Below are 25,632 nucleotides of genomic sequence, written 5' to 3'. Positions count from 1 at the left end.
ATTCCCGCCGCCTACAGCTTTACGGTGCCGTCGATGCAGGTGGCGGTTTCCCCGCCGACCCAGATCTTCCGGTCCCGGGTAAAGATCCGCACCAGTCCGGAACGCTCCAGCACGGTGCCCTGCGTGACGGTGTAGCGCTCCGGTGCGAGTCCGGCTCCGATCAGCCACTGCGCCAGTCCGGCGTTGAGGCTGCCGGTGACGGGATCCTCCCGCACCCCGTGGCCGGGCGCGAAGGCGCGGACTTCGAAGTCCGTTTCGCCGCCGTCGGGCTGCGGGCCGATGACTCCCACGGCCAGGGAGCCCATAGCTGCCGGATCCGGCGTCAGGGACAGCACGGTTTCGGCATCCTTCAGGAGCAGACCCAGCCAGCCGGGACCGTTGTCGATCCAGTTCGAGGCGGAGACCTGGTCCCGGGTAATCCCGAGGGCGTCCACCGCCTGCTTCAGCACGGCTTCCTCCAGCTCGCCCGAGCGGATCAGCGGCGGTGCGCCGAACGCGGCCATCCCGGCCGAGGCGTGCAGGGTCACCAGGCCCACTTCGCATTCGGAAATCACCACGCCGGGGTAATGCGGGATGTTGCCGGCTTCGAGCCAGGCGTGGCAGGTGCCCAGCGTGGGGTGCCCGGCGAAGGGGATCTCTCCCCCGGGCGTGAAAATGCGGACCCTGTAGTCGGCGCCTTCCTGGGTGGGCGGCAGCACGAACGTTGTCTCGGACAGGTTGGTCCACCGGGCAAAGGAGGCCATGGCGGCGTCGGAAACGCCGTCGGCATCCAGCACCACGGCCACCGGGTTGCCCAGATAGGGCTTCGTGCCGAATACGTCCACCTGCTTGAACCAGCGATCTCTCATGCCCAAACACTATCGGGTGCCGGTGCCGGACTGTCCAGCGGAAGCGGGCATGTCAAAACACGGTTAAAGTACGGTACCCGGCCGCATGCTGCGACCGGGTACCGTACCTGCGGCGGGAAGCTATGCTTCCTTCGCGGCTGCTTCCTTGTCCTTCTTCGCCTCAGGCTTGAAGTCCACGCCGGCTTCCTTGCGCTGCTGCGGCGTGATCGGTGCCGGAGCCTGCGTCAGCGGGTCGTAGCCGCCGCCGGACTTCGGGAAGGCGATGACGTCGCGGATCGACTCGGTGCCGGCCAGCAGGGCCACTACGCGGTCCCAGCCGAACGCGATGCCGCCGTGGGGCGGTGCGCCGTACTTGAAGCCTTCGAGCAGGAACCCGAACTTTTCCTGGGCGTCTTCCTGCGAAAGGCCCATGACCTTGAAGACGCGTTCCTGCACGTCGCGCTGGTGGATACGGATGGAACCGCCGCCGATTTCGTTGCCGTTGCAGACAATGTCGTAGGCGTAGGCCACTGCCGACTCGGGATCCGTGTCGAAGGTATCCATGAATTCGGGCTTGGGCGAGGTGAAGGCGTGGTGCACGGCCGTCCAGGCCCCGCCGCCCACAGCCACGTCGCCGGCGGCAACTGCGGCCGACGCCGGCTCGAACATGGGTGCGTCAACCACCCAGACGAAGGCCCAGTCCTTGGGATCGATCAGGCCGGTGCGGTGGCCGATCTCCACGCGTGCGGCGCCGAGCAGGGCACGTGCCTCGCTCTTTTCGCCGGCACCGAAGAAGATGCAGTCACCGGGCTTGGCGCCCACCTTTTCGGCGAGGTTCTCCCGCTCGAAGTCGGTCAGGTTCTTGGCGACCGGTCCGGTCAGCGTGCCGTCTTCCTGGATCAGCACGTAGGCCAGGCCCTTCGCGCCGCGCTGCTTGGCCCATTCCTGCCAGGCATCAAGGGTGCGGCGTGCCTGGGAGGCACCGCCCGGCATCACCACGGCACCCACGTAGGGAGCCTGGAAGACGCGGAAGGTGGTGTCCTTGAAGAATTCGGTCAGCTCGGTGAGTTCCAGGCCGAACCGCAGGTCCGGCTTGTCGGAACCGTAGCGGGCCATGGCATCGGCGTAGGTCATGCGCGGGATGGGGGTGCTGATCTCGACGCCGATCAGCTTCCACAGCGACTTCACGATCTGCTCGCCCAGGGCGATGATGTCGTCTTCCTCAACGAAGCTGGCTTCAATGTCCAGCTGCGTGAACTCCGGCTGGCGGTCCGCGCGGAAGTCCTCATCGCGGTAGCACCGGGCAATCTGGTAGTACTTCTCGAAGCCGCCAACCTGCAGCAGCTGCTTGAACAGCTGCGGGGACTGCGGCAGGGCGTACCAGGAACCCGGGGCCAGGCGTGCGGGAACCACGAAGTCGCGGGCACCCTCAGGGGTGGACCGGGTCAGCGTGGGGGTTTCGATCTCCACGAAGCCTTCATCGTGCAGCAGTTCACGGGCCACGCGGTTGGCTTCCGAGCGCAGGCGCATGGCCGCGGCCGGTGCCGGGCGGCGGAGGTCCAGGTAACGGTGGCGCAGGCGTGCTTCCTCGCCGACCTCCACGTGCTCGTCGATCTGGAACGGCAGCGGGTCTGAAGTGTTCAGGATGACGACGTCGTCCGCGATCACCTCGACTTCGCCCGTGGCCAGGGCCGGGTTCTCGTTACCCTCGGGCCGCTTCTGCACGGTGCCGGTGATCTGCAGGACGTACTCGTTGCGCAGCCCGTGGAAGACATCCTCTTCACGCACCACAACCTGCGCCACACCCGAGGCATCGCGGAGGTCGAGGAAGGCAACGCCGCCGTGGTCGCGCCGTCGGGCGACCCATCCTGCGAGAGTAACGGTCTGTCCAATATGCTCGGCCCTCAGGGAACCAAGGGCATGAGTGCGCAGCACAGCTGTCCTTTCGAAAAACTTGCGGAAACCACTGTTTCCGCCCATTGTAAATACACGGTCTCCTTGAGAGTTTACCGGTGAACCGACCCCCACCCCGCCATGTACCTACCGATTGGATAAGCCTGTTGTCCGGCACTACCCAGCCGCGTGTTCCCCTGGGCGGCTTTGATGCCACCACTGCCGGCCTAGGCTCCATCGTCGGTGCGGGCGCGTTCGTCGCCTTCGCTCCGGCTGCGGCCGCTGCAGGACCGGCGCTGGGCGCGGGCCTCGGCATAGCCGCTGTTGTGGCCTTCCTCTGCGGGCTCTCCACCTTCCAGCTCAGCAGGGCCGTTTCGCGCCGGCTCCCCGAGGACCGGGGCGGAGACGCCACGGCGCGGACAGCCGCGCGGATCCTCCTGGGGCCGTACAGCGGTTTCCTTTCCGGCTGGACCCTGATCTGGGCGTTGCTGCTTTCCTCGGCTGTCCTGGCCCTCGCGTTCGGGGCGTATGTCTTCCCTGAGCATCCCCGGGCCGGCGCGGCGGGAGCCGTGTTTGTCATGGCTGCGGTGAACCTGCTGGGAGTGAACAGGAGTTCCTGGGTCACCCGCTTCATAGTGGCCTTTGTCTTCAGCGTCCTGGCCTTCACGGTGGTGGTGCTCTTCAACGAGGCGCCTCACCAGCCGGTGCGGGTGGGTGCGGAGATTGAGGCTTCCACCTCGGGCGTGCTGCAGGCCGCCGGACTGCTGTTCTTTATTTTCTCCGGGTACACGCGGCTGGCCACGCTGGGGTCCGGTGTGCGCAATCCCTCACGCAACCTGCCCATCGCGATCCCCGCTGCCATTGCCGTGGCCTTCGGACTGTATTGGTTCATGGGTTCATCAATGCTGGCCTACTACGGAGCGGCTGCCCTGTCCGCCGAGACGGCTCCCCTGCTTGAACCCCTGGAGAGCGTGGGCGCGGGCGTGGGCACGGGTGCCGTCATCCTTGCCGTTGCCGCCGCTGCCCTGGGCGGCCTGTGGTCGCTGCTGGAATCGGCAGGCCGGACAGCCTCCGACATGGCCGCCGACCGTGACCTTCCGCCCTTCTTTGGTGCGTCGAGGGAATCCCGCTTCGGCCGCGGGCAGACCCCTTGGGCCGCCGAAGCCGCGGCCGCCGCCGTCGTGCTGCTGCTTGTGCTGCTCGGGGATCTGGACGCGCTGCTGGGGATGGCGTCCTTCGCCCTGCTGTTCTACGCGGCCATCACCACCGTGTGTGCTTTCACACTGAAGGACCGCACGCGCTACGCACCCCGAGTCCTGAACCTGGCCGGGGCGGTGGGGGCGCTGCTGCTGGCACTCGCCCTGCCGCCGGTGTCCATCAGCCTGGCACTGATCATCCTGGTGGCGGGGCTCGTGGTCCGGTTGAGTTTCCGGCGGCCGCGGACCGCAAGGACGCCGCCGTTCTAGCCTCGTCCAGGGGCCGGCGCCCACCTAGGCGCCGGCTGCCTCCCACGCACGGACCTCACCCAGCAGTTCGGCGCGGCGTCCGGCAGAGGCGAACGAGGCTTCAATCGAGTTGGCGGCCAACCGGGCAAGCTGCGCCCTGCTGAGCCCGAAGGTTTCCTGTACCGCCCGGAAATTGTCATCCACGTAGCCGTCAAAGTAGGCCGGGTCATCCGAGTTCACGGAAATGTTCAGCCCGTGCTCAAGCATCCGCGGCAAGGGATGCTCAGCCAGCGCTGACACCGCCTGCAGCCGCACATTGGACAGCGGGCAGACGGTCAGCGGCACCTGATCGCGGACCAGCCGGTCCACCAGGTCCGGGTCATCCAGGCAGCGGATGCCGTGATCGATGCGGTCCGCCTGAAGCAGGTCCAGCGCCTCCTCGATGTAGGAGGACGGACCCTCCTCGCCTGCGTGGGCTACGCTCCGCAGCCCTGCCTCCCGGGCACGCCGGTACAGCTCGATGAACGACGACGGCGGGTTGCCCACTTCCGCGGAGTCCAGGCCGATTCCGATGATGGGCGCGTCCATGGCCAGCAGTTCCTCCAGCACCTCCAGCGCTTCGGCTACCGGGTGGTCGCGCAGGAACGCGGCAATCAGCTCCGTGGAGATCCCGAACTCTTCCTCGCTGCGGGCCAAAGCCGCCCAGACGCCACCCACGGAGACGCTCAGTGGGACGCCTCGGACAAGGTGCGCCTGCGGATCCATCATCATTTCCACGTGCCGCACCCCGGCCGCCGCTGCCCGGCGCAGGTAGGCACGGGTCATGTCGGTGAAGTCCGCCTCGGTCCGCAGCACATCCATATTGGAGTAGTAGAGGTCCAGGAAGGACTGCAGGTCCGTGAACCGGTACCGCGCACGGAGGTCCTCGAGGCTGTCGTAGGGCAGGTCCAGGCCGTTGCGGGCAGCCAGTTCGAAGATCAGCTCCGGTTCCAGTGTTCCCTCGATGTGGAGGTGGAGTTCGGCGCAGGGCGGGGTGGGAAGCAGGTCAACAGGCATGGTTAAAGCCTAGGGGCCTTATGCCTTGGACCGCCATTCACCAGGTCAGCGGCGGCCGGCACGTTCCCGGGGAGCGGTTTCAAACATTCCGTACACCGGACCGGCCAGCAGCCAGATCCCTGCGACCAGGCCGGCCCGCTTCACCCAGTCCCACAGCACCTCCGCTTCCCCGGGTGCGGCCACGATCCCGATCATGCCCACCAGGACGGCGACGGCAATCCCGGTGGCCAGCAGGACGCGGCCGTATTCCACCCACAATGACCGGCGATACTCCGGCGTCCCCTTCCCCGGCTTCACGGGTGCCGGTCCCCCGGCAAACCGGTGGGCAACCCGTACATCCGCCCACCGGATCAGGCTGCGGCCGAAGGCGACGCTGAAGCCAAGGTAGAACGCCGCAAGGCCGTGGATGGACTCGGCCCGTCCGCCCAGTGCCAGGTCAGCGGCGGATGCCGCCAAAAGCACGACGTCGAGCAGCGGAACGCAGGCGAGCAGCAGCAGGCCCAGCCGGCGGCGGTGAAGCAGGTAGCGGGCGCCCAGGCCGGCCGCCAGCAGGACCCAGAAACCGATCTCTGAGCCGATGATCAAATACACGAGGATGTCCATGACCCCAGCCTTCCGTGCGGAAAACCCGGTGTCGTCGGCGAAAGGTGCCACCGCGAGGGTGCCTTCCGTCATCCCTTTGGAGGACATAGCCCGCCGCCCGGGCCCAGGGGAACGCCGCTCATTTAGGCTGAACCCATGCAAAGAACCCCAAACCAGGGCACCGGGAACGGAATCTGGCCTTCCGGCGCCGCCGCTGCCGCCGGCTATCTGGTGGGCGGTACCGTGCTGAAACTCCTCGGGGTGAACGCCGCAGGTCTGTTCCCGCCGATTCCGGGCGCACCGGGCTGGGCCTGGGTACCGGTCCTGGTGCTGGGATGTACGGGCCTGCTGTTCCGCCGCCGGAATGTTCCGCTGATGCTGGCCGTCACCGGAACGGCAACCGGTGCCGGCGCACTGCTCGGCGGCGGAATCATTACCTACCTGCTCCTGTTCGAGGTGCTGTACGCCGGGATCCTCTTTGGCTCCCCGCGTGTAAGCCGCGGCGTGCAGCGCGCGGCGGTAACCGGCATGGTCGTCCTTCCCGTTTCCGTAGGACTGGTCTACCGGGGATGGCCGTACCTGCTCTTCGGTTTGTTCCAGGCGGTTTTTGTCTGCCTGGTTCCGCTCTGGTGGGCCGGCTCCCTGCGCCGCCAGACCGAGAGAGCGGAACGCGAACGGCAGCGGGCGGAAACGGAACGGCTCAAGGCCGAACGCACCGCCCAGCTGGCCGAGCTCAACCTGCAGGTTGCCGTGGCGTCGGAGCGCGGAGCCATGGCGCGCGAACTGCACGACGCGATTGCCGGGCATCTGTCCGCCATAGCACTGCAGTCCGGCGCAGCGCTGGCGGCAGGTGACGCTGCCCTGGACCGCAGGGTGCTGGCCCAGGTCCGGACGGAAAGCGTCTCCGCCCTGCGGGAAATGAGGTCCATGATCGACCTGCTCCAGTCCGACGGCCCGTTGGACAGTCGGGAGCAGGCGGAAGCCGCTGCGGCCGCAGGGGGCCTGGGCCATCTGGAGTCCCTGGCCGCTTCCGCCCGGCTGGCCGGAAGCCCGGTGGAGCTGGATCTGTCCGGCGACGTTGAGGTGCCGGTGCTGGTGGGCAGCAGCGTGTATCGGATCGTGCAGGAATCGCTGGCCAACGCGGTCCGGCACGCGCCCGGCTGCCCCGTGAGTATCTCGGTCCGGCGGCAGGACAAGCAGCTGGAGCTGCGGATCCGCAACGCGCTCCCTGCCTCCGAGGGCGGCAGTTCCGCAGCCGCCGGAAACGGTTCGGGCCTGCGGAATATGAAACTGCGGGCAGCTCAGCTCGGCGGCAGTTTCTCTGCCGGACGGGTGGCAGGTCCTGCCCCGGGACTGGATGCCGCCTGGCTCGTGGAAGCCACCCTGCCTACAGAAGAAGCCGACGGAGCCTCCGTGTTCCCCCGCGTGCTCCCCCGCGTGCCCCGCCAGCCCCAGGAGATGCTTTGAGCGCCGCCACTGTGCTGCTGGCGGATGACCACTCGGCCATCCGCGGCGGCCTGCGCATGATTCTGGAGTCCATCGGCGGCTTCACCGTCGTCGGCGAGGCTGCCGACGGAGCCGGAGCCGTGCGCATGGCACGGGCCCTGCGGCCCGACGTCGTCCTGATGGACCTCCGTATGCCCGGAATGGACGGAATCGCCGCCACCGCCGAGATCACCGGAGAGGGGCTGGCGGCGGTGCTGGTGCTGACCACCTTCGACATTGACGAGTACGTTTTCGCGGCGCTGCGGGCCGGCGCCGCCGGTTTCCTGTTGAAATCGGTGGAACCTGCCGAATTGGTCCGTGCAGTGCAAAGCGTGGCCGACGGTGACAGCGTCCTCTCCCCGGAGGTCACCGGCAGGCTGATCTCCGCCTTCGTGCAGTCACCGGCCGCGGCACCGGCAGCGGCTACCGGTGCCGGTGCCGGTGCCGGGACCGGAACCATGCCGGCGGAGTCCCTGACCGCACGGGAGGAAGCGGTCCTGGCCTGCATCGGCGAGGGATTGTCCAACCAGCAGATTTCCCGCCGGCTGGGCATCGCCGAGACCACCGTTAAAACGCATGTGTCCCGGGTCCTGGCCAAGCTGGGAGTCTCCTCCCGGGTGCAGGCCGCCATCGCGTTCCGGGGACGCGGCTAGCGGCCCGGGCCGCTAGGCGGACGGCACCTGTACAGGGGTCACCTGCACGGTGAGGTCCTCGGCCGGCGGAGTCCACAGCGCGGGATCCGCCGGCACCTGCTCGCCGGTGCGGATGTCCTTGACCTCGTGGCTGCCGTCCTCGGCGGTGAACCAGACAAACGGGATGCCCCGGCGGTCGGCGAACTTGATCTGCTTGCCGAACTTTTCCGCCTTCGGGGCCACTTCCACCGAAATTCCGCGGCCGCGCAGCTGGGCGGCGGTGTCCTGGGCTTCGGACCAGGACTCGTCGGCGGCCAGGGTCAGCAGCACGGTGGTGGGAACGCTGCGCGAAGCCTGCGCGAATTCCTGGCTGAGGATGCGCATGACCAGCCGCGTGACGCCGATGGAGAGTCCGACGCCGGGGAAGGTGCGGTTGCCCTTGCTGGCCAGGGAATCGTAGCGGCCGCCGGAGCAGATGGAGCCGAGCGCTTCATGGCCCACCAGGACCGTTTCGTAAACGGTGCCGGTGTAGTAGTCCAGGCCGCGGGCAATGCTGAGGTCTGCGAGGACCCGGCCCGGAGCGCGGCGGGAGGCTTCGCTGATGACCTGGAACAGCTCATCGAGGCCTTCGTCCAGCAGTTCATTGGACACGCCCAGTGCCCGGACCTGCTCCACGAACGAGGTGTCCTCCGTACGGATGGAGGCCAGCTTCAGGGCAGCCTCGGCCTGTTCGGGGGTGGCGCCGAGTTCTTCCTGCAGGAGCTCGGCTACGCGCTGCGCTCCGATTTTCTCCAGCTTGTCGATGCTGCGCAGCACACCGGCGGTGTCCGCCAGGCCGATGCCGCGGTAGAAGCCTTCGGCCAGCTTGCGGTTGTTGACCCTGATCTTAAACTCGGGGATGGGCAGCGCGCCGAGGGCTTCGGCAATCACCAGCGCCAGCTCGACGTCGTACCGGAACGGCAGCTCTCCGTCGCCCACCACGTCGATATCCGCCTGCGTGAACTCGCGGGCCCGGCCTTCCTGCGGACGCTCGCCGCGCCAGACCTTCTGGATCTGGTAGCGGCGGAACGGGAAGGAGAGGTGGCCGGCGTTCTCCACGACATAGCGGGCAAACGGCACGGTCAGGTCGAAGTGCAGGGCCAGCTGGTTGGGATCTTCCTTGCCGGCCGCCTCGCCCTCTTCGGCCTGCAGCCGGCTCAGCGCGTAGACTTCTTTGTCGATATCGCCCTTGCGCAGCAGCTGGCCCACCGTTTCCACGGCCCGGGTTTCGATGTTGGAGAAGCCGTGCAGTTCAAAGGTGCGGCGCAGTACGTCCAGGACATGGAGTTCAACAAGGCGCTCCTGCGGTAGCCATTCGGGGAAACCGGACAGTGAGGCCTTGCGTGCCATGGTGGCAACTCCTTAGGTGTGCGAAACGGCGCAGGCGGAACCCCGCCCGGCCACGGTGCACGCATGAGCGTGCATAAACTATGTGCGGCACTCATTTTAGCCGCTTGGGACGCAGCCCCCGTTTCAGACCGGCGCGCCGCTCCCAGCCCGATCCCGATCCGATCCAGTACAGGAGGCAACGGTGGCAGCAAACCGCACCAGCCGTGAAGACAGGCGCCGGCTGGCCCGGATGGAAGCACGGAAGGCTTTCGCCGCTGCCCGTACCAAGCGGCGCAAGCGTGACAACCTCTTCGCCGCAGCGGCCGCCGTCGTTGTCCTGGCCCTCGCCGTTGCACTGCAGGTGGCGTGGTTCAGTTCCGACCCCACGGCGAAGGACCTGGAGCTGCTGCGGGAACAGGCCGACGTCGCCGAGCTGCCCGACGTTCCGGATCCCTCTGTCGCCGAGGGCAGGACCTTCACCGGGTCCCTGGCGCTGGGCCAGGGCGAGATCGGCGTGGAACTGGACGGCACGGCGGCGCCGCAGGCGGTTGCCTCCTTCAAGACGCTTGCCGATGCGGGCTACTTCAGCGGCAAGGACTGCCACCGCCTGACCGCCACCGAATCCACGTCCGTGCTCCAGTGCGGTTCGCCGAACGGGGACGGAAAGGCCGACCAGGACTTCCTATGGGGGCCGGTGGAGAATTCGCCGGCGGACGGCTTTTACCCCGCCGGCACCATCGCCGTCGCCCGCGGTGACGACGTCATGAGCCACGGCACACAGTTCTTCATTGTTTACAAGGATTCGACGCTAACGCAGGAAACCGGCGGCTACACGATAATGGGTAAGGTAACGTCAGGTCTTGACGTACTGGAGGCCATTGCTTCCTCGGGGACAGCCTCCGGGGAGACCGATGGTTTCCCGAAAGACCCGGTGACGATTAACTCGTTCACCCTGAACTAAGTGGCGGCGCGGGCTTCGCAAACTGCCATCCATCGAGTGAAAGACTTTTAGCGGTGACAGACAGTCAGAAATCCGACGAAACAGCAGGCCCTTCCACTACGGAGACATCCCGGCCTGCCACTCCGAGCCCCGCAGCACTTGCGGCGCGTCGGCCCTCCCCCGCCGCCGTAGGCCCCCGGCCCGGCGCGGCAGCCCAGCCGGTGGTGGCTGTCCCGGCCGCCCACTCCACCCCGTTGGAGGAAGCCGCCCGCTTCGCGCGGGTCGAGGAGGACGGCCATGTCTTCCTGATCGTGGACGGCGAGGAATCCGCCGTCGGCCAGTTCCCCGACGCCTCCAAGGAAGAAGCGCTGGCCTACTTCGTGCGCAAGTACGACGACGTCGCCAGCCAGCTGCTGCTCCTGGAGCAGCGGGTGCAGGTCAAGGCTCCGGCCGCGGACATCCACAAGACCCTGAAGCACCTGGCCCAGCAGGTGGCCGAGCGCAAGATGGTGGGCGATATCAAGGCGCTCGATGCCCGCATCGAAGCACTCGAAGCCTCGCTCAAGGAAGCCGAGGCCGCCGAGCGCGCCGAGGCTGAGGCCGCCAAGGCCCGTGAGCTTGCCGCCCGTGAAGCCATTGTTGCCGAGGCGGAGGAAATCGCCGCCAAGGATTCGGCCACGATTCAGTGGAAGACCAGCAGCAACCGGATGAACGAGCTGTTCGATGCGTGGAAGACCGCGCAGAAGAACGGCCCGCGCCTGGGCCGCAGCACCGAGGACACCCTGTGGAAGCGGTTCCGTTCCGCCCGCACCGTCTTCGACCGCCACCGCCGTGCCTACTTCTCCCAGCTGGACAGTGAAAACTCGTCCGCCAAGGCTGCGAAGGAAGCACTCATTGCCCGCGCCGAGGAACTGGCGACGTCAACGGACTGGGGCAACACCGCCGCCGAATACCGGCAGCTCATGGACGAGTGGAAGGCGTCCAAGCGCGCCAGCCGCAAGGATGACGATGCCCTGTGGGCCCGCTTCCGTGCCGCGCAGGATCAGTTCTTCGCCGCCCGCCAGGCGGCCAACGAGGTTATCGACGAGGAATTCGCCGCGAACCTCGTAGTCAAGGAAGAGCTGCTGAGGGAAGCGCAGGCCCTCCTGCCGATCACGGACCTGAACGCTGCCCGCAAGGCCCTCCAGTCGATCCGGGAACGCTGGGAAGACGCCGGCAAGGTGCCCCGGGCCGATATGGGCCGCATGGAGGCCGGCATCCGCAAGGTTGAGGAAGCCGTGAAGGCTGCTGAAGACGAGCACTGGCAGCGGAGCAACCCCGAGACCAAGGCACGCACCAATTCGGCCCTGTCCCAGCTGGAGGCGACCATTGCGTCCCTCGAGCAGGACCTGGCCGACGCCGAGAAGGCGGGCAACGCGAAGAAGATCGCGGACGCCCGCGAGGCCCTGGAAGCCCGCCAGCAGTGGCTGGCAATGCTGCAGAAGTCCGCGCAGGACTTCGCCTAGGCCGCGTACCGGCTCCACGAAAGCCCCGCTCCTCCCGTTATCCACAACGGGCGGGGCGGGGCTTTCGCTTTGCCTGCAGGCTGCACATGCTGGTGTGCATGCCTGCGCAGCTCTTTCCCTACCCCGGTGCCCTCCCGCAGATCACCTCCACGGGCGGAGCGCTGTTCACCGCCGGGGACGTGTTCCGGCACGAGGAACTCCAGGCCATGGCGATGGACGGGTTGCTCCGGCACGTGTACGCGGGAACCTTTGTGCGCTGGGATGTCCGGCCGGACCCGGTGGTCCGTGCCCTCGCGGCGTCTGCCGAGCTGCCCGTGCAGCTGCGCCGCAGGCTGACCATGGGGAGACTGACGGCTGCCTGGATCTACGGCTGCGCTCCACGGCCGCCGCGGCTCGATGTCCTGGCGGACCGCCGCAGCCGCACCGGTGCCCTGCAGCCGTTCAGTACCGCAGTCCTCCACGAGGTCCTGCTGGGCCCTGCGGACCGCGCGGACGTAGGAACGGTGTCGGTTACCTCACCGCTGCGGACCGCCGTCGACGTCGCCCTCTATGCGGGCACCGCAGAAGCGGTTTCCACCCTGCGGCGCCTGGCGGCGCTCCCGGGTCTGGCTTGCCGGCTGGACCTCGTGCAGCGGGCCCTGGAAGCCGGACACCGGGTGCCGGGCAAGGCGGCGGCACTGGAACGCGTTGCGGCTGCCGCCGAGCCGACCGGTTAGTGGAACCCGGAGCCTAGACCCGCCGCTGCGACCCCGTGGTGCGGTAGACGTCGAACACGCCGTCGATCTTGCGGACCGCGCTGAGGATGTGGTTCAGGTATTTCGGATCCCCCATCTCGAACACGAACTTCGACATCGCCACACGGTCGCTGGAGGTGTTGACGCTGGCGGAGAGGATGTTCACGTGGTTTTCCGAGAGGACCCGCGTCACGTCCGACAGCAGGCTCTTGCGGTCCAGGGCCTCCACTTGGATCTCGACCAGGAAGACGCTGGACTGGGTGGGTGCCCACTCCACGGGGACTATGCGGTCCGGCGTGGCACGCAGTTCCTGTACGTTGCGGCAGTCGCTGCGGTGTACCGAAACACCCGAACCGCGGGTCACGAACCCGATGATCGGATCCGGCGGAACCGGGGTGCAGCAGCGGGCCAACTTGACCCACACATCGCCGGTACCGCGCACGGTGACGCCGGAATCGGAGAACTTGGGACGGCGGGCTGCGGTAGCCACCGGCGTTTCGGCCAGGTCCTCCTCGGCGCCCTGGTGCCCGCCCATCAGGTTGACCAGGTGCTCAATGACATTCTGGGCAGAGGTATGGCCGTCGCCCACCGCGGCGTACAGCGCGGAAATGTCCTGGTGGTGCAGTTCTTCGGCCACCGCCACCAGCGCATCATGCGTCATCAGGCGCTGCAGCGGCAGGTTCTGCTTGCGCATGCCGCGGGTGAGCAGGTCCTTGCCCTTTTCGATTGCCTCTTCGCGGCGTTCCTTGGTGAACCACTGCCGGATCTTGTTCCGGGCGCGCGGGCTCTTGACGAAGCCCTGCCAGTCCTGGCTGGGACCGGCGCCCTCGGCCTTGGAGGTGAAGATCTCCACCCAGTCGCCGTGCTGCAGTTCGCTGTTGAGCGGCACCAGTTTCCCGTTGACGCGCGCCCCGATGGTCCGGTGGCCCACCTCGGTGTGCACGGCGTAGGCGAAGTCCACCGGCGTCGAGCCGGCCGGAAGCGCCATGACCTCGCCCTTGGGCGTAAAGACGAAGACTTCGCGCGCATTGATCTCGAACCGCAGCGAATCCAGGAACTCGTCGGGATCCGAGGTTTCCTGCTGCCAGTCCACCAGGCTGCGCAGCCAGCCCATGTCGTCAGGGGCTTCGGGGCCCTTGTTTCCGTCCTTGTACTTCCAGTGCGCGGCCACGCCGTATTCGGCGCGGCGGTGCATGTCGTGCGTGCGGATCTGGATTTCCACGGGCTTGCCGCCGGGGCCGATCACCGTGGTGTGCAGCGACTGGTACATGTTGAACTTCGGCATCGCGATGTAGTCCTTGAACCGCCCGGGAAGGGGGTTCCACCGCGAATGCAGGGCACCGAGGGTGGCGTAGCAGTCGCGGACGGAGTCCACCAGGACGCGCACGCCCATCAGGTCATGGATGTCGTCGAAGTCCTTGCCCCGCACGATCATCTTTTGGTAGATCGAGTAATAGTGCTTGGGCCGGCCGGTGATGGTGGCTTTGATCTTGACCGCGTGCAGGTCATCGGCGATCTGCGACCGCACGGTGCCCAGGTACTTTTCCCGCTCCGGAGTCCGGTCGCCCACCATCCGGACGATTTCGTCATACACCTTGGGGTGCAGTGCGGCGAAGGAAAGGTCCTCCAGCTCCCACTTGATGGTGTTCATACCCAGCCGGTGGGCCAGCGGGGCGAAGATTTCCAGCGTTTCGCGTGCCTTCTTGGCGGACGATTCCGGCGATACGAAACGCCAGGTTCGGGCGTTGTGGAGCCGGTCCGCGAGCTTGATGACCAGGACGCGGATGTCCTTGGCCATGGCGACGACCATCTTGCGTACGGTTTCGGACTGCGCGGCGTCGCCGAAGGTGACCTTGTCCAGCTTGGTGACACCGTCCACGAGCATCGCGACCTCCGGGCCGAACTCGCGCCGCAGTTCGTCCAGGGTGTAGCTGGTGTCCTCCACCGTGTCATGCAGCAGGGCCGCGGCCAGAGTGGTGCCGGTCATGCCCAGCTCCGCCAGGATGGTCGCAACCGCCACCGGGTGCGTGATGTACGGATCCCCGCTCTTGCGCTTCTGGCCCTCGTGGCTCCGCTCGGCAACCACATAGGCGCGCTGGATCAGGTCCAGGTCTTCCTTGGGGTTGTTGACCCGGACCGTGCGAAGCAGCGGTTCCAGCATCGGCGAGTAGCCGGGGTTGCCCCGGCCGGCCAGGCGGGCGAGCCGGGCACGGGTGGAAGCACGGCGGCCGGTCGAGGGTGCACGGCCTGCGCCGCTGCCGGGTTTCACCGGTACGGGGGCCTTGGCCGGGCCGGGGACGGGAAGCAGGGCGTCAGTGTTGCTGGCGGCAGCATCCAATGCCGCAGCTTCGCGCGCTGCGGTGCTCTCGTGCCCCGGGTCGATCCCCGCGGTGCCGCTGTTTCCTGCCTCATCGGCAGGCGTTGCACTGTTGGCCACTGACGACCTTTCTTCGTACGCTCAAAAGCAGGTAATCAAAACGTTTTCGGCGGCCGCGCCTGACGCGGCTCCTGTCAACCAGTCTAAGCCTGCCCGCACCGCACTTAAACCGCCGGTTCCGTACTCCTTTGGCGTGGAGTACGGAACCGGATGGTCGGGGCGGGCTTTATTCCTTAGGCGCTGACCGCCGCGGAGCCCTTTGCTTCGTTAGCCCGGCGTTCGGCCACCCGCTTGGCCTGCTTGCGGATGTCCGGTTCGTTCCGGCGCAGCCACGCGTACAGCGGCGCTGCAATGTAGATGGTCGCGATGGTGCCCAGGATGATGCCCACGAACAATGCCAGGGACAGGTCCTTCAGGGTGCCCGCGCCCAGCAGCAGCGCACCGATGAACAGGATGGAGGCCACCGGGAGGACTGCCACCACGGAAGTGTTGATGGACCGCACCAGAGTCTGGTTCACGGCCAGGTTCACTTCTTCCGCGAAGGTCCGCTTGGTCCGCTTGTCCAGGTCCTTCGTGTTTTCCCGGACCTTGTCGAACACCACCACGGTGTCATACAGCGAGTAGCTGAGCACGGTAAGGAAGCCGATGATGGCCGACGGCGTGACTTCGAAACCGCTCAGCGCGTAGACGCCGGCGGTGACCACCATAACCACCAACAGCCCGACGACGGCGGCTACCGACATCTTCCAGGTCCGGAAGTACAAGGCCATCAGCACCGCGGCCAGTGCCACGAAGACGACGAGGCCCACCAGGGCCTGCCGGCTGACGTCGCTGCCCCAGGTGGGACCGATGAAGGTGGAGGTGACTTCGTCCTGGCTTACGCCGTAGGTCTCCGCCAGTGATTCCTTGACCTCGATGGTCTGGTCATCGCTCAGCTTCTCCGTCTGGATCCGCATGGTGCCCGGGGCGATGTTGGTGACCTTGGGGTCGGCGGTGCCGGCAACCTCGGCCACGGCCTTCTCGCCGCCGCTGACGTCAGTGTTGCTGACGTTGGAGACGGTGAATTCGGAGCCGCCGCGGAACTCGATGCCGAGGTTGAATCCGCCCTTGGCCACCGGTATGAGGATCGAAAGCAGCACGGCTGCCGCTGCGATGATGAACCACAGCTTTGCCTTGCCGACGAAGTTGTAGGACCGCTTTCCGGTGTAAAGGTCGTTGCCGAATGCGGCGAAACTGGGGAGCTTACTCATTACTCGCCGTCCTTCTCGGAGCTGCGGCCGGTACCGGCCATTGAATCCTGCTTTTCGGCAAGCCGCCGTTCGGCGATGGTCATCCTTCGTTCGGCTTCCTTGGCCGCTCCCTTGTTCTTGGTGCGCGCAGCCGGCGCTTCGGAGGGATCACGCAGCCGTCCGGCACCGCGGTAAAGCGGTACCGCACCCAGCTTGCTCGCATCGAGGCCGGAGAAGCGGTGGCCGTCGCCGAAGAACTTGGTTCGGGCCAGAAGCACCATGGTGGGGTGGGTGAACATAAAGACCACGATGAGGTCCGCAATGGCGGTGAGGCCCAGGGTGAAGGCGAAGCCCCGCACGTTGCCCACTGCCACGAAGTACAGGACGACGGCGGCCAGGATGTTCACGGCCTTGGAAGCCAAGACGGTGCGCTTGGCGCGTTTCCAGCCGTTGTCCACCGCGGAAACCAGCCCGCGGCCGTCGCGAAGCTCGTCACGGATGCGTTCGAAGTACACGATGAACGAGTCCGCGGTCTGCCCGATGGCGACGATCAGGCCGGCCACGCCGGCCAGCGAGAGCCGGTAGTTGTGGCTCCAGCCCAGGATGGCGATGGCCAGGTAGGTCAGCAGCCCGGCAACGACGAGCGAGATGATGGTAACGAAGCCCAGCGCGCGGTACTGGAAGAGCGAGTAGACGGCAACGAGGGCCAGGCCGATCAGGCCGGCGATAATGCCCATCCGCAGCTGGTCCGCGCCAAGGGTCGCCGAGACCTGCTGTTCGCTCTGGATCTCGAAGCTGATCGGCAGGGCACCGTATTTCAGCTGCTCGGAGAGCGCTTCGGAGCTTTCCTGCGTGAAGTTGCCGGTGATCTGGGGCTGGCCGTTGGTGATGACCGCGTTCACGGTCGGCGCCGAAATGATCTGCCCGTCGAGGACGATGGCGAACTGGTTCCGCGGGTCGCCCTGCGGGAAGGCGAAGAGACGCTCGGTCACTTCGCGGAACTTGTCGGTACCCTCGCCGTTGAACTCGATGTTCACGGCCCACTGGTTGGTGGAGACACCGTTGTTGCCCTGTGCCATGCCGAAGCTGGCGGTGGAGATGTCTACGCCGGGAACTTCGACCGGGCCCAGGATGTACTTGCCGGCGGTGCCGGGCTCGCAGGCCACCATCGGCTGGTCGGCCGGTGCCTGCTCAGCGTTGGCGATGGTGTCCGGGTTCAGGCAGTCAGTGGTTTCGAACTGCGTCTGCAGCTCGGGTGAAATCCAGTTGGTGTCCGAAGCATCCGTGGGTTCCGCCGACGGGGTGGGCAGCTGTTCCGCAGGAGTGGGATCCGTTACTGCTGCACCTTGTCCCCCGCCGCCGGCCAGGACCGGGCGGAACTCCATGTTCGCGGAAGCCTGGATCAGCTCGCGGGTCTCGGGATCGGGGACGCCGGGCAGCGATACCACGACGTTGCGGTTGGACTGCGTGCTGATCTCCGCTTCGGAGACGCCGCTGCCGTCCACGCGCTGGCGGATGATCTCCACGGCCTGGTCGAGCTGTTCGGTCGAGATTTCGGAGTCACCGCCCTGCACCTCGGGAGCAAGGATCATCTGGGTGCCGCCCTCAAGGTCGAGGGCGAGTTTCGGGGTCCAGCTGGCGTTGCTCCACATGGAACCACCGCCAAGCAAAAGGGCCAGGGCAGCAAAAATGACGCCCAACCAGAGGAGCGTCTTTTTCGCGGCCGAGCCGGGGCCGGTACGGGGCATAGGGAATTTTCCTTAAGGGCGAAGATCACCGGAACCGTCGTGGTCTCCGGGCGGCAAGCGGGGCACCGATGCCCCGCTTGGCTCGTGGAGAGTCTAGTTCTCTTTTTTGTCGTCGCGGTTCAGGCGCTTGAGTGTTTCTTCAGGCGTCTCGTCCTGCACGGCGTCGTTGCGCTCGGAGGTGTCCTTGCCGAGCGTGAGGGACGAGGCGTCATCGGGGACCGCGGCGGCGTCATCGGCCGGTGCTTCTTCAGCGGGAACAGTGACGACCTTGGTCAGTGCCTGAAGGTGAACCGTGGCGGTGTTGCCGGGGGAAAGCTCCAGCACGGCCTTGTTTTCTTCCTGGTCCACGGAAACGATCCGGCCGAAGAGCCCGAACTGGGTCATAACTTCGGTGCCGGGAAGCATTTGGGCCCGCTGCTGGACAACCGTCTGCTGCGACTTCTTCTGCTTGCGGAACATGAGGATGACGAAGACCGCCAGCAGCAGAGGGATAAAGAGATCAGCGATAGACACGTGGAGAGTTCCGTTTCTGTTGGGGTAGGGCGGGGCTGGTCCGGACATGGTGCCGGGACCGTGCCCTAGGGCCAGTCTAAACGGAAAACGTGGGAGCGGACGGTTAAGTTTCCGGCCCGGTCTCCTCGGCGGGAGCGGATGAGGTGTTGGTGCCGGGGCCGGAAAACATGTTCTGCGGCATCGCGGCCGCCACGTTCTCGGGCATCTGGAGCCCCAGATGCTCCCACGCGGCCCGGGTCGCGATGCGGCCCCGCGGGGTCCGGCCGAGCAGGCCTTCACGGACGAGGTACGGTTCGGCCACCGTCTCCACTGTCTCCGGTTCCTCGCCTACGGCGATCGCCAGCGTGGAAAGGCCCACCGGTCCCCCGTTGAACTTGGTGATCAGTGCGGTCAGCACGGCGCGGTCCAACCGGTCGAGGCCGAGGACGTCCACCTCGTACATATCCAGCGCCGCTCCGGCCGAGCGGGCGTCGATCTGCTCGATGCCGTGCACCAGCGCCCAGTCCCGGACGCGGCGCAGCAGCCGGTTCGCGATACGCGGGGTGCCGCGCGAGCGTCCGGCAACCTCGGCAAATCCCGCGGAGTTGACCTTCATGTCCATCAGCATGGCCGAACGGCGCAGCACCAGTTCCAGTTCATCCGTCGAGTAGAACTCCAAGTGGCCGGTGAATCCGAAACGGTCCCGCAGCGGACCGGGCAGCAGGCCGGCGCGGGTAGTGGCTCCCACCAGGGTGAACGGGGGCAGGTCCAGCGGAATGGCGGTGGCACCGGCACCCTTGCCGACGATGATATCGACGCGGAAATCCTCCATGGCCATGTAGAGCATTTCCTCGGCCGGCCGGGACATGCGGTGGATTTCGTCCAGGAACAGCACCTCGCCCTCGGTCAGGGAAGACAGGATGGCTGCGAGGTCCCCGGCATGCTGGATGGCCGGCCCGGAACTGATCCGCAGCGGTGCGTTCATTTCCGCGGCAATGATCATGGACAGGGTGGTCTTGCCCAGGCCGGGCGGGCCGGACAGCAGCACGTGGTCGGCGCTGCGGCCGCGCAGCCGGGACGCTTCGAGTACCAGCGACAGCTGTTCGCGGACGCGCTTCTGACCTACGAAGTCGTCCAGGTTCTTGGGCCGCAGGGCGGCTTCGATGGCTTTGTCGTCCGGATCGGGACCGGGCGCGACGAGGGAGTCGGCGGTGGACACCTCAGCCGGCCTTTCGGCGCGAGGAGGTCCGGGCGCCGTCGGTCCCGAGGCGCCGCAGCGTCAGTTTCAGGATTTCCCCGACGTTGCCGGCGGCAGCGACGTCGGGATGCTCGGCGGCGGTGTCGTCCATGGCGGCGGTGGCGTCCTTTTCGGACCAGCCGAGGCCGGTCATTGCGGCCAGGACCTGTTCCTGCCAGCGCGGTGCCGCCGGGTTCTCCACGGTGCCGTGCGGCACCAGCTTGTCGGCCAGCTCGAGGACAATGCGGCGGGCGCCCTTGGGGCCAATGCCGGAAACCTTGCTGAAGGCCTTGTCGTCCCCGGTGGATGCGGCCACCCGGATGGCTTCAGGAGTGTGGACGGCCAGGACCGCGAGGGCGATCCGCGGACCCACGCCGCTGACGCCGAGGAGGATTTCAAAGACCTCGCGCTGGTCCGCGTCGCTGAACCCATACAGGGTCATGGAGTCTTCGCGCACGATCATGGCGGTATGGACGCTGGCTTCACTTCCCGTGCGCAGCGAAGCCAGGGTCTGCGGGGTGGCCTGGACGAGCATCCCGAATCCTTGGACATCAATGACGGCAGAGGTAAGGCCCACGTGCGAAACGACCCCGCGGAGGGAACTGATCATGAAGGAACTCCAGAGGCTGTATAGAACATATCTACGAATACCCTACTTGCTGGCGCCCGCATTCCCCTGCTGTTCAGTAGCTTCCGCGTTTTGCCCGCGCTTCCGCTTCGGCCCACAGCCGCTGGGCCGGAGTTAACCCGGTAGCCGGTGCCGCGCCCCGCGAGGCGGAGCCGGCGGTGGGTCCGGGACCGGCGACGCCGCGGCGCCAGGCGTGGGTGATCGCCAGGGCAAGGGCGTCGGCGGCGTCGGCGGGCTTGGGCATCTCGTCCAGCCGCAGGATCTTGGTCACCATCTTGCCCACGGCGTCCTTGTTGGCCGAGCCGGAGCCGGTGACCGCCGCCTTGACCTCGGTAGGCGTGTGCAGGGCGACCGGGATGCCGCGCCGGGCGGCGGCGGCAATAACGACGCCGGAGGCCTGGGCGGTACCCATCACGGTGCTGACATTGAGTTGGCTGAACACCCGTTCCACGGCCAGGACATCGGGCCGGTGGGTGTCCAGCCACAGATCGATGGCTTCGGAAATGACCAGCAACCGGGCGTCAAGCGCGGTGCCGGCCACTGTGCCGACAACTCCGACGGCCACGAGGGTGGCCCGGCGGTTTCCCTCGACCTCAACTACTCCAAGGCCGCAGCGGGTCAGGCCGGGGTCCACCCCCAGGACGCGTAAAGACACAGGTACGTCTTAGTCGTCTTCTTCAAGCTCGGCCATAACGGCGGCCGGGATATCAGCGTTGGAGTAAACGTTCTGGACGTCGTCGAGGTCTTCCAGCGCATCCACGAGCTTGAGGAACTTGCGGGCAGCATCCGCATCCAGTTCCACATGCATGGACGGAACGAATTCGGCTTCATCGGTTTCATACTCGATGCTCGCCTCTTCCAGCGCACCGACGACGGCACGGAGGTCCTGCGGCTCCGAGATGATCTCGAAGTTCTCGCCCGATTCCTTCACTTCGTCCGCACCGGCGTCAAGGACGGCCATCAGCAGATCGTCTTCGGTGAGGCCGTTCTTGGGCAGGTTCACTACGCCCTTGCGGGTGAACATGTAGGCGACGGAACCGGGATCGCCCATATTGCCGCCGTTGCGGGTCACGGCAAGGCGGACCTCGGAGGCCGCACGGTTCTTGTTGTCCGTAAGGCACTCGATCAGGAGGGCGGAGCCCTGCGGTCCGTAGCCCTCGTACATGATCGTCTGGTAATCGACGGCCTCGCCGAGCAGGCCGGCGCCGCGCTTGACCGCACGGTTAATGTTGTCGATCGGCACCGACGTCTTCTTGGCCTTGGAAACGGCCAGTTCAAGGGCCGGGTTGCCTGCCATGTCGGCTCCGCCGGCGCGTGCTGCAACTTCGATGTTCTTGATCAGCTTGGCGAAGGACTTGGCGCGCTTGGCATCAATTACGGCCTTCTTGTGCTTGGTGGTTGCCCATTTAGAGTGGCCCGACATGCTCTACGCTTCTCCTCTGATCGATAAAAAAGTCCGGCTGCTTGCCACCCGTCCAGGACCCCGGGGAACCCGGGCCGAACAGGGAGACCAGCTAAGCTTCCCGAACGCACTGCCACAATTCTAGCGACCGAATCCGTTTCCGGGGCCGGAAACGCTTCCGCGCTCCGGGCCGGGGACGGATCCCGACGGATATAACACCGTTGACCTGCCCGGATGCGTGCAGCCTCACCCCTTGCGGATCGGTGCTGTACCAAGGGTGTGCGCTATATTCAGTAACCATGAGTTCTTTCTCCATCCTGGTCGGAAAACTGGTCCGCAGTGCCTCCAAACTGCGTGGCGGCGGCTCCGCCCTGCCGGGCCTGGTAGTGGAGAAGATCGATCCCGATTTCATTCGCCGTACCCTCGCAGACCTGCCGCTCGGCGTCGCCGTCGTGTCCGGAACCAACGGCAAGACCACCACTACCAAGATGGTGGTGGAGCTGCTGGAGAGCCAGGGGCTAAAGGTCTTCACCAACCGCACGGGCAGCAACTTCACCCGCGGCGTCGCAGCGGCGCTGCTGGGCGAAGTGAACCTGCGCGGGCACCTGGATGCGGACATCGCCGTCCTGGAACTGGACGAAGCCCACGCCGTGCACTTCGTGAAACTGATCCAGCCGCGCTACAGCCTGCTGCTGAATGTCCTGCGTGACCAGCTGGACCGGTTCGGCGAGATCGACAAGACCACCCGCCTGCTGGAATCCATTGCCCGCGCGACCACCGAGACGGTGGTGCTGAACCGCGAGGATCCCCGCGTGGCGGGCATTGCCGATTCCCTGAACGGCCAGCGTGCCGTGTACTTCGGTCTCGACGCGTCGCTGCGCAGCACCTTCCCCAACGACGACGAGATGCGCGGCAGCCTTGCCGAGGCGCTGGCCGCAACCCAGGAGGCCGACGTCGTCCTTGAACGCGTGAGTGAGACGGACGCGGATTTCCTGATCGACGGACAGGTCCGCACCTCGGGGCTGAAGCTGCGCGGCGTTTACAACATCTTCAATGCCGCCGCTGCCCTCGCCTTTGCGCGGACAATCAAGGGCAAGGACCTCGACTCCGACGCCTTGTTCGAGGCGCTTGCCAATGTGGAGCCTGCATTCGGGCGCGGCGAGTCCCTGACCGTCAACGGCCAGCCGCTGGAGCTGGTCCTGGTGAAGAATCCCAGCGGCTTCCGCCTGGGCCTGAAGTCCTTTGCCGCACACGGCTACTCAACAATGATCGCCATCAATGACAACTACGCCGACGGCCGGGACATGTCCTGGCTGTGGGACGTGGACTTCGAATCCCTGGCCGAGGGCGGAGTCGACGTCGTCAGCGGTGTGCGCGCCTACGACATGGCGCTGCGGCTGAAGTACGACGACGTACCGGTGCGCACCATCGAAGCGGACATCACGGATGGATTGAAGCGTTTCATCAAGGACTCCCCCGGGGTTCCCATGCGGATCTTCTGCACGTACACGGCCATGCTGGCCGTACGCCGGGAACTCTCCAAGATCACGAAGGTAGAGGTGGTCTCATGACCGAGGACCGCACAATCAAGATCCTGCAGCTGTACCCGCGGGAAATGAACATTTACGGCGACTGGGGCAACGTGCTGGTGCTCAAGCAGCGCCTGAAGTGGTACGGCTACACGCCTGTTGTCGAGGAGTACAACGCCGGGGACGAGTTCCCTGCCGATGTTGACATCATTGTCGGCGGCGGCGGCCAGGACAGCGGACAGGTGGTGATCCAGCAGGATCTCCAGCAGTTGGCACCTACCCTTCAGGGACTTGCCGAGGACGGCCTGCCGATGCTGGTGATCTGCGGTTTGTACCAGTTGTTCGGACGGTTCTTCAAGACGCATGAGGGTGCGCTCATTCCGGGAATCGGCATCCTGGACATGGAGACCCACGGCGGTGACGTGCGGTTGATCGGCAACGTTCTTTCCGTCAGCGAAGAGTTCGGCGAGATCCACGGCTATGAGAACCACAGCGGCCAGACCTTCCTCGGTCCGGGCGTGAAGCCGCTGGCGGAGATCCGCAAGGGTGAAGGCAACAACACCAAGGACAGCACCGAGGGTGCGCGGTACAAGAACGTGGTAGCCAGTTACCTGCACGGTTCCCTTCTTCCCAAGAATCCGGCAATTGCGGACTTCCTGATCGAGAAGGCAGCCACGCGGAAGTTCGGCAGCTTCTCCCCTGTTCCCCGTTCGGAACAGGACCTGGCCGAGCTGTCGAAGCTTTCGGAAATGGCACGCCAGCACGCCGGGCAGCGGCCGCGCTAGCCTCTCTTGCCTTGGCGGGCGTTGGGCGGCCTTCCGGTCCCGTCATGCAGGGAGACGTGCTGCGTCGTACCAGCGCAGAACCCGCAGTGCCCTGAGAGTGTTCCACCGGCTCGGCGTCCCATCGGGTTCTTCGAATCGAAAGTGGACAGCACCGGGGTGACTGTTCTCCAGCAGCCAACGTCCATCTGGCTGACGCCTGGCACGAACTTGTTCGATCGCCTCAACCAGCCGCGGATCGGCAGGGCCGCCGCGCAGAGCGAAATAGCTCGTTGCCTTGAGCAGGTCATAGTGCCAGCGGGGAGGGTAGGAGAACTGAAGCCATTGTGGGTTCACCACCTCGCCGGTGCGCAATGAGCGGAACAGGGTACGTCGAAGCAGATACTCCTCGCCGTCATGGCGAGCCCGGCGGACCTCATCGGATCCACCGGTGTGTCGTTCCCACCTGAGTAAGGCGTCAACCACGTCAAGAGTGCTGGCGAAAGAGCCCGGCGTCGAAGGCGTCTCTGCCCAGCAGTTCCAGCCACCGTCAGGCAGCTGGTCGGCCACGAGCCGCTGCACCACCGGGTCGACGTCGATGCCCAGGAAGGTGCCGATCAGGATAGTGCCGGCGTTGATGCAGCAGTCGACTTCGCCGGCGAAGAACGGCAACCCGTTGTACTCCCACCGGCAGTTGTGGACGACCAACTGTGCGGTCTCCCGCATCACCGCACTGTCCGGCGGTACACCCAAGTGGCACAGGTCGAGCAGCACCGGGTAGGTAGCGGTCCATGGTTGCTCCGGTTCCTTTCCCGGCTGTTCTCCGGGCTGCTCATCTGGCTGCTCATCTGACTGCTCGCCTGGCGCTTCGGCCGGTTCCGCGTCGGGTTCCGCGTCGGGTGACGGGAACGGAGGCGGTGGCTCGCCGGCAGCCAGGGCCTGTGCGGTACTCTCGGCGAACGCCGCGGTGTCCGGGAAGCATGCCCCGTTTGCCCACTGTCCGTCAGGTGCCCGCAGCGCGAGCAGTCCAGCGCCCCATCCTTCGTGCTCCACCCGTGCCCGCTCAGCTGCCACCTCATCCTGCGGGGCGTCGAGGATGTCGCGTAACACCTGCCAGCGGATCGCTGGATCGCCTTGCAGCAGCCACTGCACGACCGGGTCGTCCTTGGCTGGCGGCGGCGTCCGGGGGACGTAGGCATCGTATTTCCTCTGCGGAGTTTCCACCGGGACATCGTATGCGGGCATGGTGATTGTGGGTAGAAGTGGTTGTGCCGGTCAGAACCCGGTGAAGGTTGAGCCCTTGTTTATCGTTGCCTGTTCGTTCGCTTCGCTGTGACGAATGACCAGGGAGATTGTGATGAGTACGGCGGAGAGCAACACGAAGGTAACCAGTAACAGCAAATAGATCAGCGATACCGCCACGGCAACAGGTACTGTCTCCCAGACCGCGGAAAGCCTCATAGAGTTAAGACTGTCTGCTATACCGAAGTTCCTGTTGATAAACGGACCCAGGACGAGGAGGACGACCGCTGCAATACCGAACCTTGTGCCGAACCTCATCGTGGGCCGCGCCAGTGTTGCACCAGACATCTCACTCCTAGGGTTCGGTGGGCGGGTTCGTCCTGCATCTGCTGTCTGAGTATGCACACCGTCTACGGCAGCATCAACACTGGGTTCGGATCGGAACCACCCGCCAGCCAGGCGTCCCGGTCAAGGATCGGCTACGGGACATCCATAATCGACGGTGCAAACATGGCGCTGC

Annotated in this window: 23 protein-coding genes; 8 read left to right on the top strand and 15 right to left on the bottom strand. The window is 66.1% G+C overall.

What is annotated here, in order from left to right:
* Positions 1–11: 11 nt before the first annotated feature.
* Positions 12–848, bottom strand: coding sequence for a PhzF family phenazine biosynthesis protein (locus tag LJ760_RS07520; RefSeq protein WP_227921328.1), 837 nt, complete (start codon positions 846–848; stop codon positions 12–14).
* Between the two features lie 120 nt (positions 849–968).
* Positions 969–2,762 (bottom strand): aspartate--tRNA ligase, encoded by a 1,794-nt coding sequence (gene aspS, locus LJ760_RS07515; protein ID WP_227921325.1) that lies wholly within the window; start codon positions 2,760–2,762, stop codon positions 969–971.
* A gap of 125 nt (positions 2,763–2,887) precedes the next feature.
* Here aspS and LJ760_RS07510 point away from each other — a divergent pair, with 125 nt between their 5' ends.
* Positions 2,888–4,186 (top strand): APC family permease, encoded by a 1,299-nt coding sequence (locus LJ760_RS07510; RefSeq protein WP_227921322.1) that lies wholly within the window; start codon positions 2,888–2,890, stop codon positions 4,184–4,186.
* 24 nt (positions 4,187–4,210) lie between these two features.
* Here the strand turns inward: LJ760_RS07510 and LJ760_RS07505 are convergent, their stop codons facing one another.
* Positions 4,211–5,221, bottom strand: coding sequence for an adenosine deaminase (locus LJ760_RS07505; protein WP_227921320.1), 1,011 nt, complete (start codon positions 5,219–5,221; stop codon positions 4,211–4,213).
* A gap of 45 nt (positions 5,222–5,266) precedes the next feature.
* Positions 5,267–5,911, bottom strand: coding sequence for a hypothetical protein (locus tag LJ760_RS07500; RefSeq protein WP_227921317.1), 645 nt, complete (start codon positions 5,909–5,911; stop codon positions 5,267–5,269).
* A gap of 48 nt (positions 5,912–5,959) precedes the next feature.
* On the opposite strand from LJ760_RS07500, the gene LJ760_RS07495 reads away from it, so the two are divergent.
* A complete protein-coding gene (locus LJ760_RS07495) occupies positions 5,960–7,270 on the top strand; it encodes a sensor histidine kinase (RefSeq protein ID WP_227921316.1) in 1,311 nt (436 codons plus the stop codon).
* Positions 7,267–7,941: a response regulator gene (locus LJ760_RS07490; RefSeq protein ID WP_227921311.1), complete on the top strand. Its 675-nt coding sequence runs from the start codon at positions 7,267–7,269 to the stop codon at positions 7,939–7,941. The genes LJ760_RS07495 and LJ760_RS07490 overlap by 4 nt, the downstream gene beginning before the upstream one ends.
* A gap of 12 nt (positions 7,942–7,953) precedes the next feature.
* Here the strand turns inward: LJ760_RS07490 and hisS are convergent, their stop codons facing one another.
* Positions 7,954–9,309, bottom strand: coding sequence for a histidine--tRNA ligase (gene hisS, locus LJ760_RS07485; protein WP_227921306.1), 1,356 nt, complete (start codon positions 9,307–9,309; stop codon positions 7,954–7,956).
* A 181-nt stretch (positions 9,310–9,490) separates the two neighbouring features.
* Between hisS and LJ760_RS07480 the strand changes: the two genes are divergently transcribed.
* From LJ760_RS07480 to LJ760_RS07470, 3 genes are all read left to right on the top strand, one after another.
* Positions 9,491–10,249: a peptidylprolyl isomerase gene (locus LJ760_RS07480; protein ID WP_227921303.1), complete on the top strand. Its 759-nt coding sequence runs from the start codon at positions 9,491–9,493 to the stop codon at positions 10,247–10,249.
* Between the two features lie 53 nt (positions 10,250–10,302).
* Positions 10,303–11,733 (top strand): DUF349 domain-containing protein, encoded by a 1,431-nt coding sequence (locus LJ760_RS07475; protein ID WP_227921301.1) that lies wholly within the window; start codon positions 10,303–10,305, stop codon positions 11,731–11,733.
* A 98-nt stretch (positions 11,734–11,831) separates the two neighbouring features.
* Positions 11,832–12,449 (top strand): type IV toxin-antitoxin system AbiEi family antitoxin, encoded by a 618-nt coding sequence (locus LJ760_RS07470; protein WP_227921299.1) that lies wholly within the window; start codon positions 11,832–11,834, stop codon positions 12,447–12,449.
* A gap of 13 nt (positions 12,450–12,462) precedes the next feature.
* Here LJ760_RS07470 and LJ760_RS07465 read toward each other — a convergent pair whose 3' ends face one another.
* The 8 genes from LJ760_RS07465 to LJ760_RS07430 all read right to left on the bottom strand — a co-directional run bounded on the left by LJ760_RS07465 (position 12,463) and on the right by LJ760_RS07430 (position 21,601).
* Entirely contained in the window at positions 12,463–14,904 is a 2,442-nt protein-coding gene (locus tag LJ760_RS07465) for a RelA/SpoT family protein (protein ID WP_374200049.1), read from the bottom strand.
* Between the two features lie 173 nt (positions 14,905–15,077).
* The gene (secF, locus tag LJ760_RS07460; protein WP_227921297.1) at positions 15,078–16,094 is read right to left on the bottom strand and encodes a protein translocase subunit SecF; all 1,017 of its coding nucleotides are present in this window, start codon (positions 16,092–16,094) and stop codon (positions 15,078–15,080) included.
* Positions 16,094–17,821, bottom strand: a complete 1,728-nt coding sequence (gene secD, locus LJ760_RS07455; protein ID WP_227921294.1) for a protein translocase subunit SecD — start codon at positions 17,819–17,821, stop codon at positions 16,094–16,096. The genes secF and secD overlap by 1 nt, the downstream gene beginning before the upstream one ends.
* A gap of 93 nt (positions 17,822–17,914) precedes the next feature.
* Positions 17,915–18,334: a preprotein translocase subunit YajC gene (locus LJ760_RS07450; protein WP_227921292.1), complete on the bottom strand. Its 420-nt coding sequence runs from the start codon at positions 18,332–18,334 to the stop codon at positions 17,915–17,917.
* A gap of 103 nt (positions 18,335–18,437) precedes the next feature.
* On the bottom strand, positions 18,438–19,532 hold the full coding sequence (gene ruvB, locus LJ760_RS07445) for a Holliday junction branch migration DNA helicase RuvB (protein WP_227921289.1): 1,095 nt from the start codon (positions 19,530–19,532) through the stop codon (positions 18,438–18,440).
* 1 nt (position 19,533) lies between these two features.
* Entirely contained in the window at positions 19,534–20,160 is a 627-nt protein-coding gene (ruvA, locus tag LJ760_RS07440; RefSeq protein WP_227921286.1) for a Holliday junction branch migration protein RuvA, read from the bottom strand.
* A 73-nt stretch (positions 20,161–20,233) separates the two neighbouring features.
* On the bottom strand, positions 20,234–20,833 hold the full coding sequence (gene ruvC / locus LJ760_RS07435) for a crossover junction endodeoxyribonuclease RuvC (RefSeq protein ID WP_227921282.1): 600 nt from the start codon (positions 20,831–20,833) through the stop codon (positions 20,234–20,236).
* A gap of 9 nt (positions 20,834–20,842) precedes the next feature.
* The gene (locus tag LJ760_RS07430) at positions 20,843–21,601 is read right to left on the bottom strand and encodes a YebC/PmpR family DNA-binding transcriptional regulator (protein ID WP_227921280.1); all 759 of its coding nucleotides are present in this window, start codon (positions 21,599–21,601) and stop codon (positions 20,843–20,845) included.
* 278 nt (positions 21,602–21,879) lie between these two features.
* On the opposite strand from LJ760_RS07430, the gene LJ760_RS07425 reads away from it, so the two are divergent.
* Both LJ760_RS07425 and LJ760_RS07420 read left to right on the top strand, forming a co-directional pair.
* A complete protein-coding gene (locus LJ760_RS07425; RefSeq protein ID WP_227921277.1) occupies positions 21,880–23,151 on the top strand; it encodes a Mur ligase family protein in 1,272 nt (423 codons plus the stop codon).
* Entirely contained in the window at positions 23,148–23,894 is a 747-nt protein-coding gene (locus LJ760_RS07420; protein WP_227921275.1) for a type 1 glutamine amidotransferase, read from the top strand. Before LJ760_RS07425 ends, LJ760_RS07420 begins: the two co-directional genes overlap by 4 nt.
* A 42-nt stretch (positions 23,895–23,936) precedes the next feature.
* On the opposite strand, the gene LJ760_RS07415 is transcribed toward LJ760_RS07420, so the two are convergent.
* On the bottom strand, positions 23,937–25,115 hold the full coding sequence (locus LJ760_RS07415) for a hypothetical protein (RefSeq protein WP_227921271.1): 1,179 nt from the start codon (positions 25,113–25,115) through the stop codon (positions 23,937–23,939).
* 30 nt (positions 25,116–25,145) lie between these two features.
* On the bottom strand, positions 25,146–25,460 hold the full coding sequence (locus LJ760_RS07410; protein ID WP_227921269.1) for a hypothetical protein: 315 nt from the start codon (positions 25,458–25,460) through the stop codon (positions 25,146–25,148).
* Positions 25,461–25,632 lie beyond the last annotated feature (172 nt).

Origin of the sequence: Arthrobacter sp. zg-Y895 (genome assembly GCF_020731025.1) — a bacterium.
Lineage (GTDB): Bacteria > Actinomycetota > Actinomycetes > Actinomycetales > Micrococcaceae > Arthrobacter_B.
The sequence above is the reverse complement of the archived record's forward strand: the minus strand, read 5'-3'. Positions and strand labels throughout refer to the sequence as shown.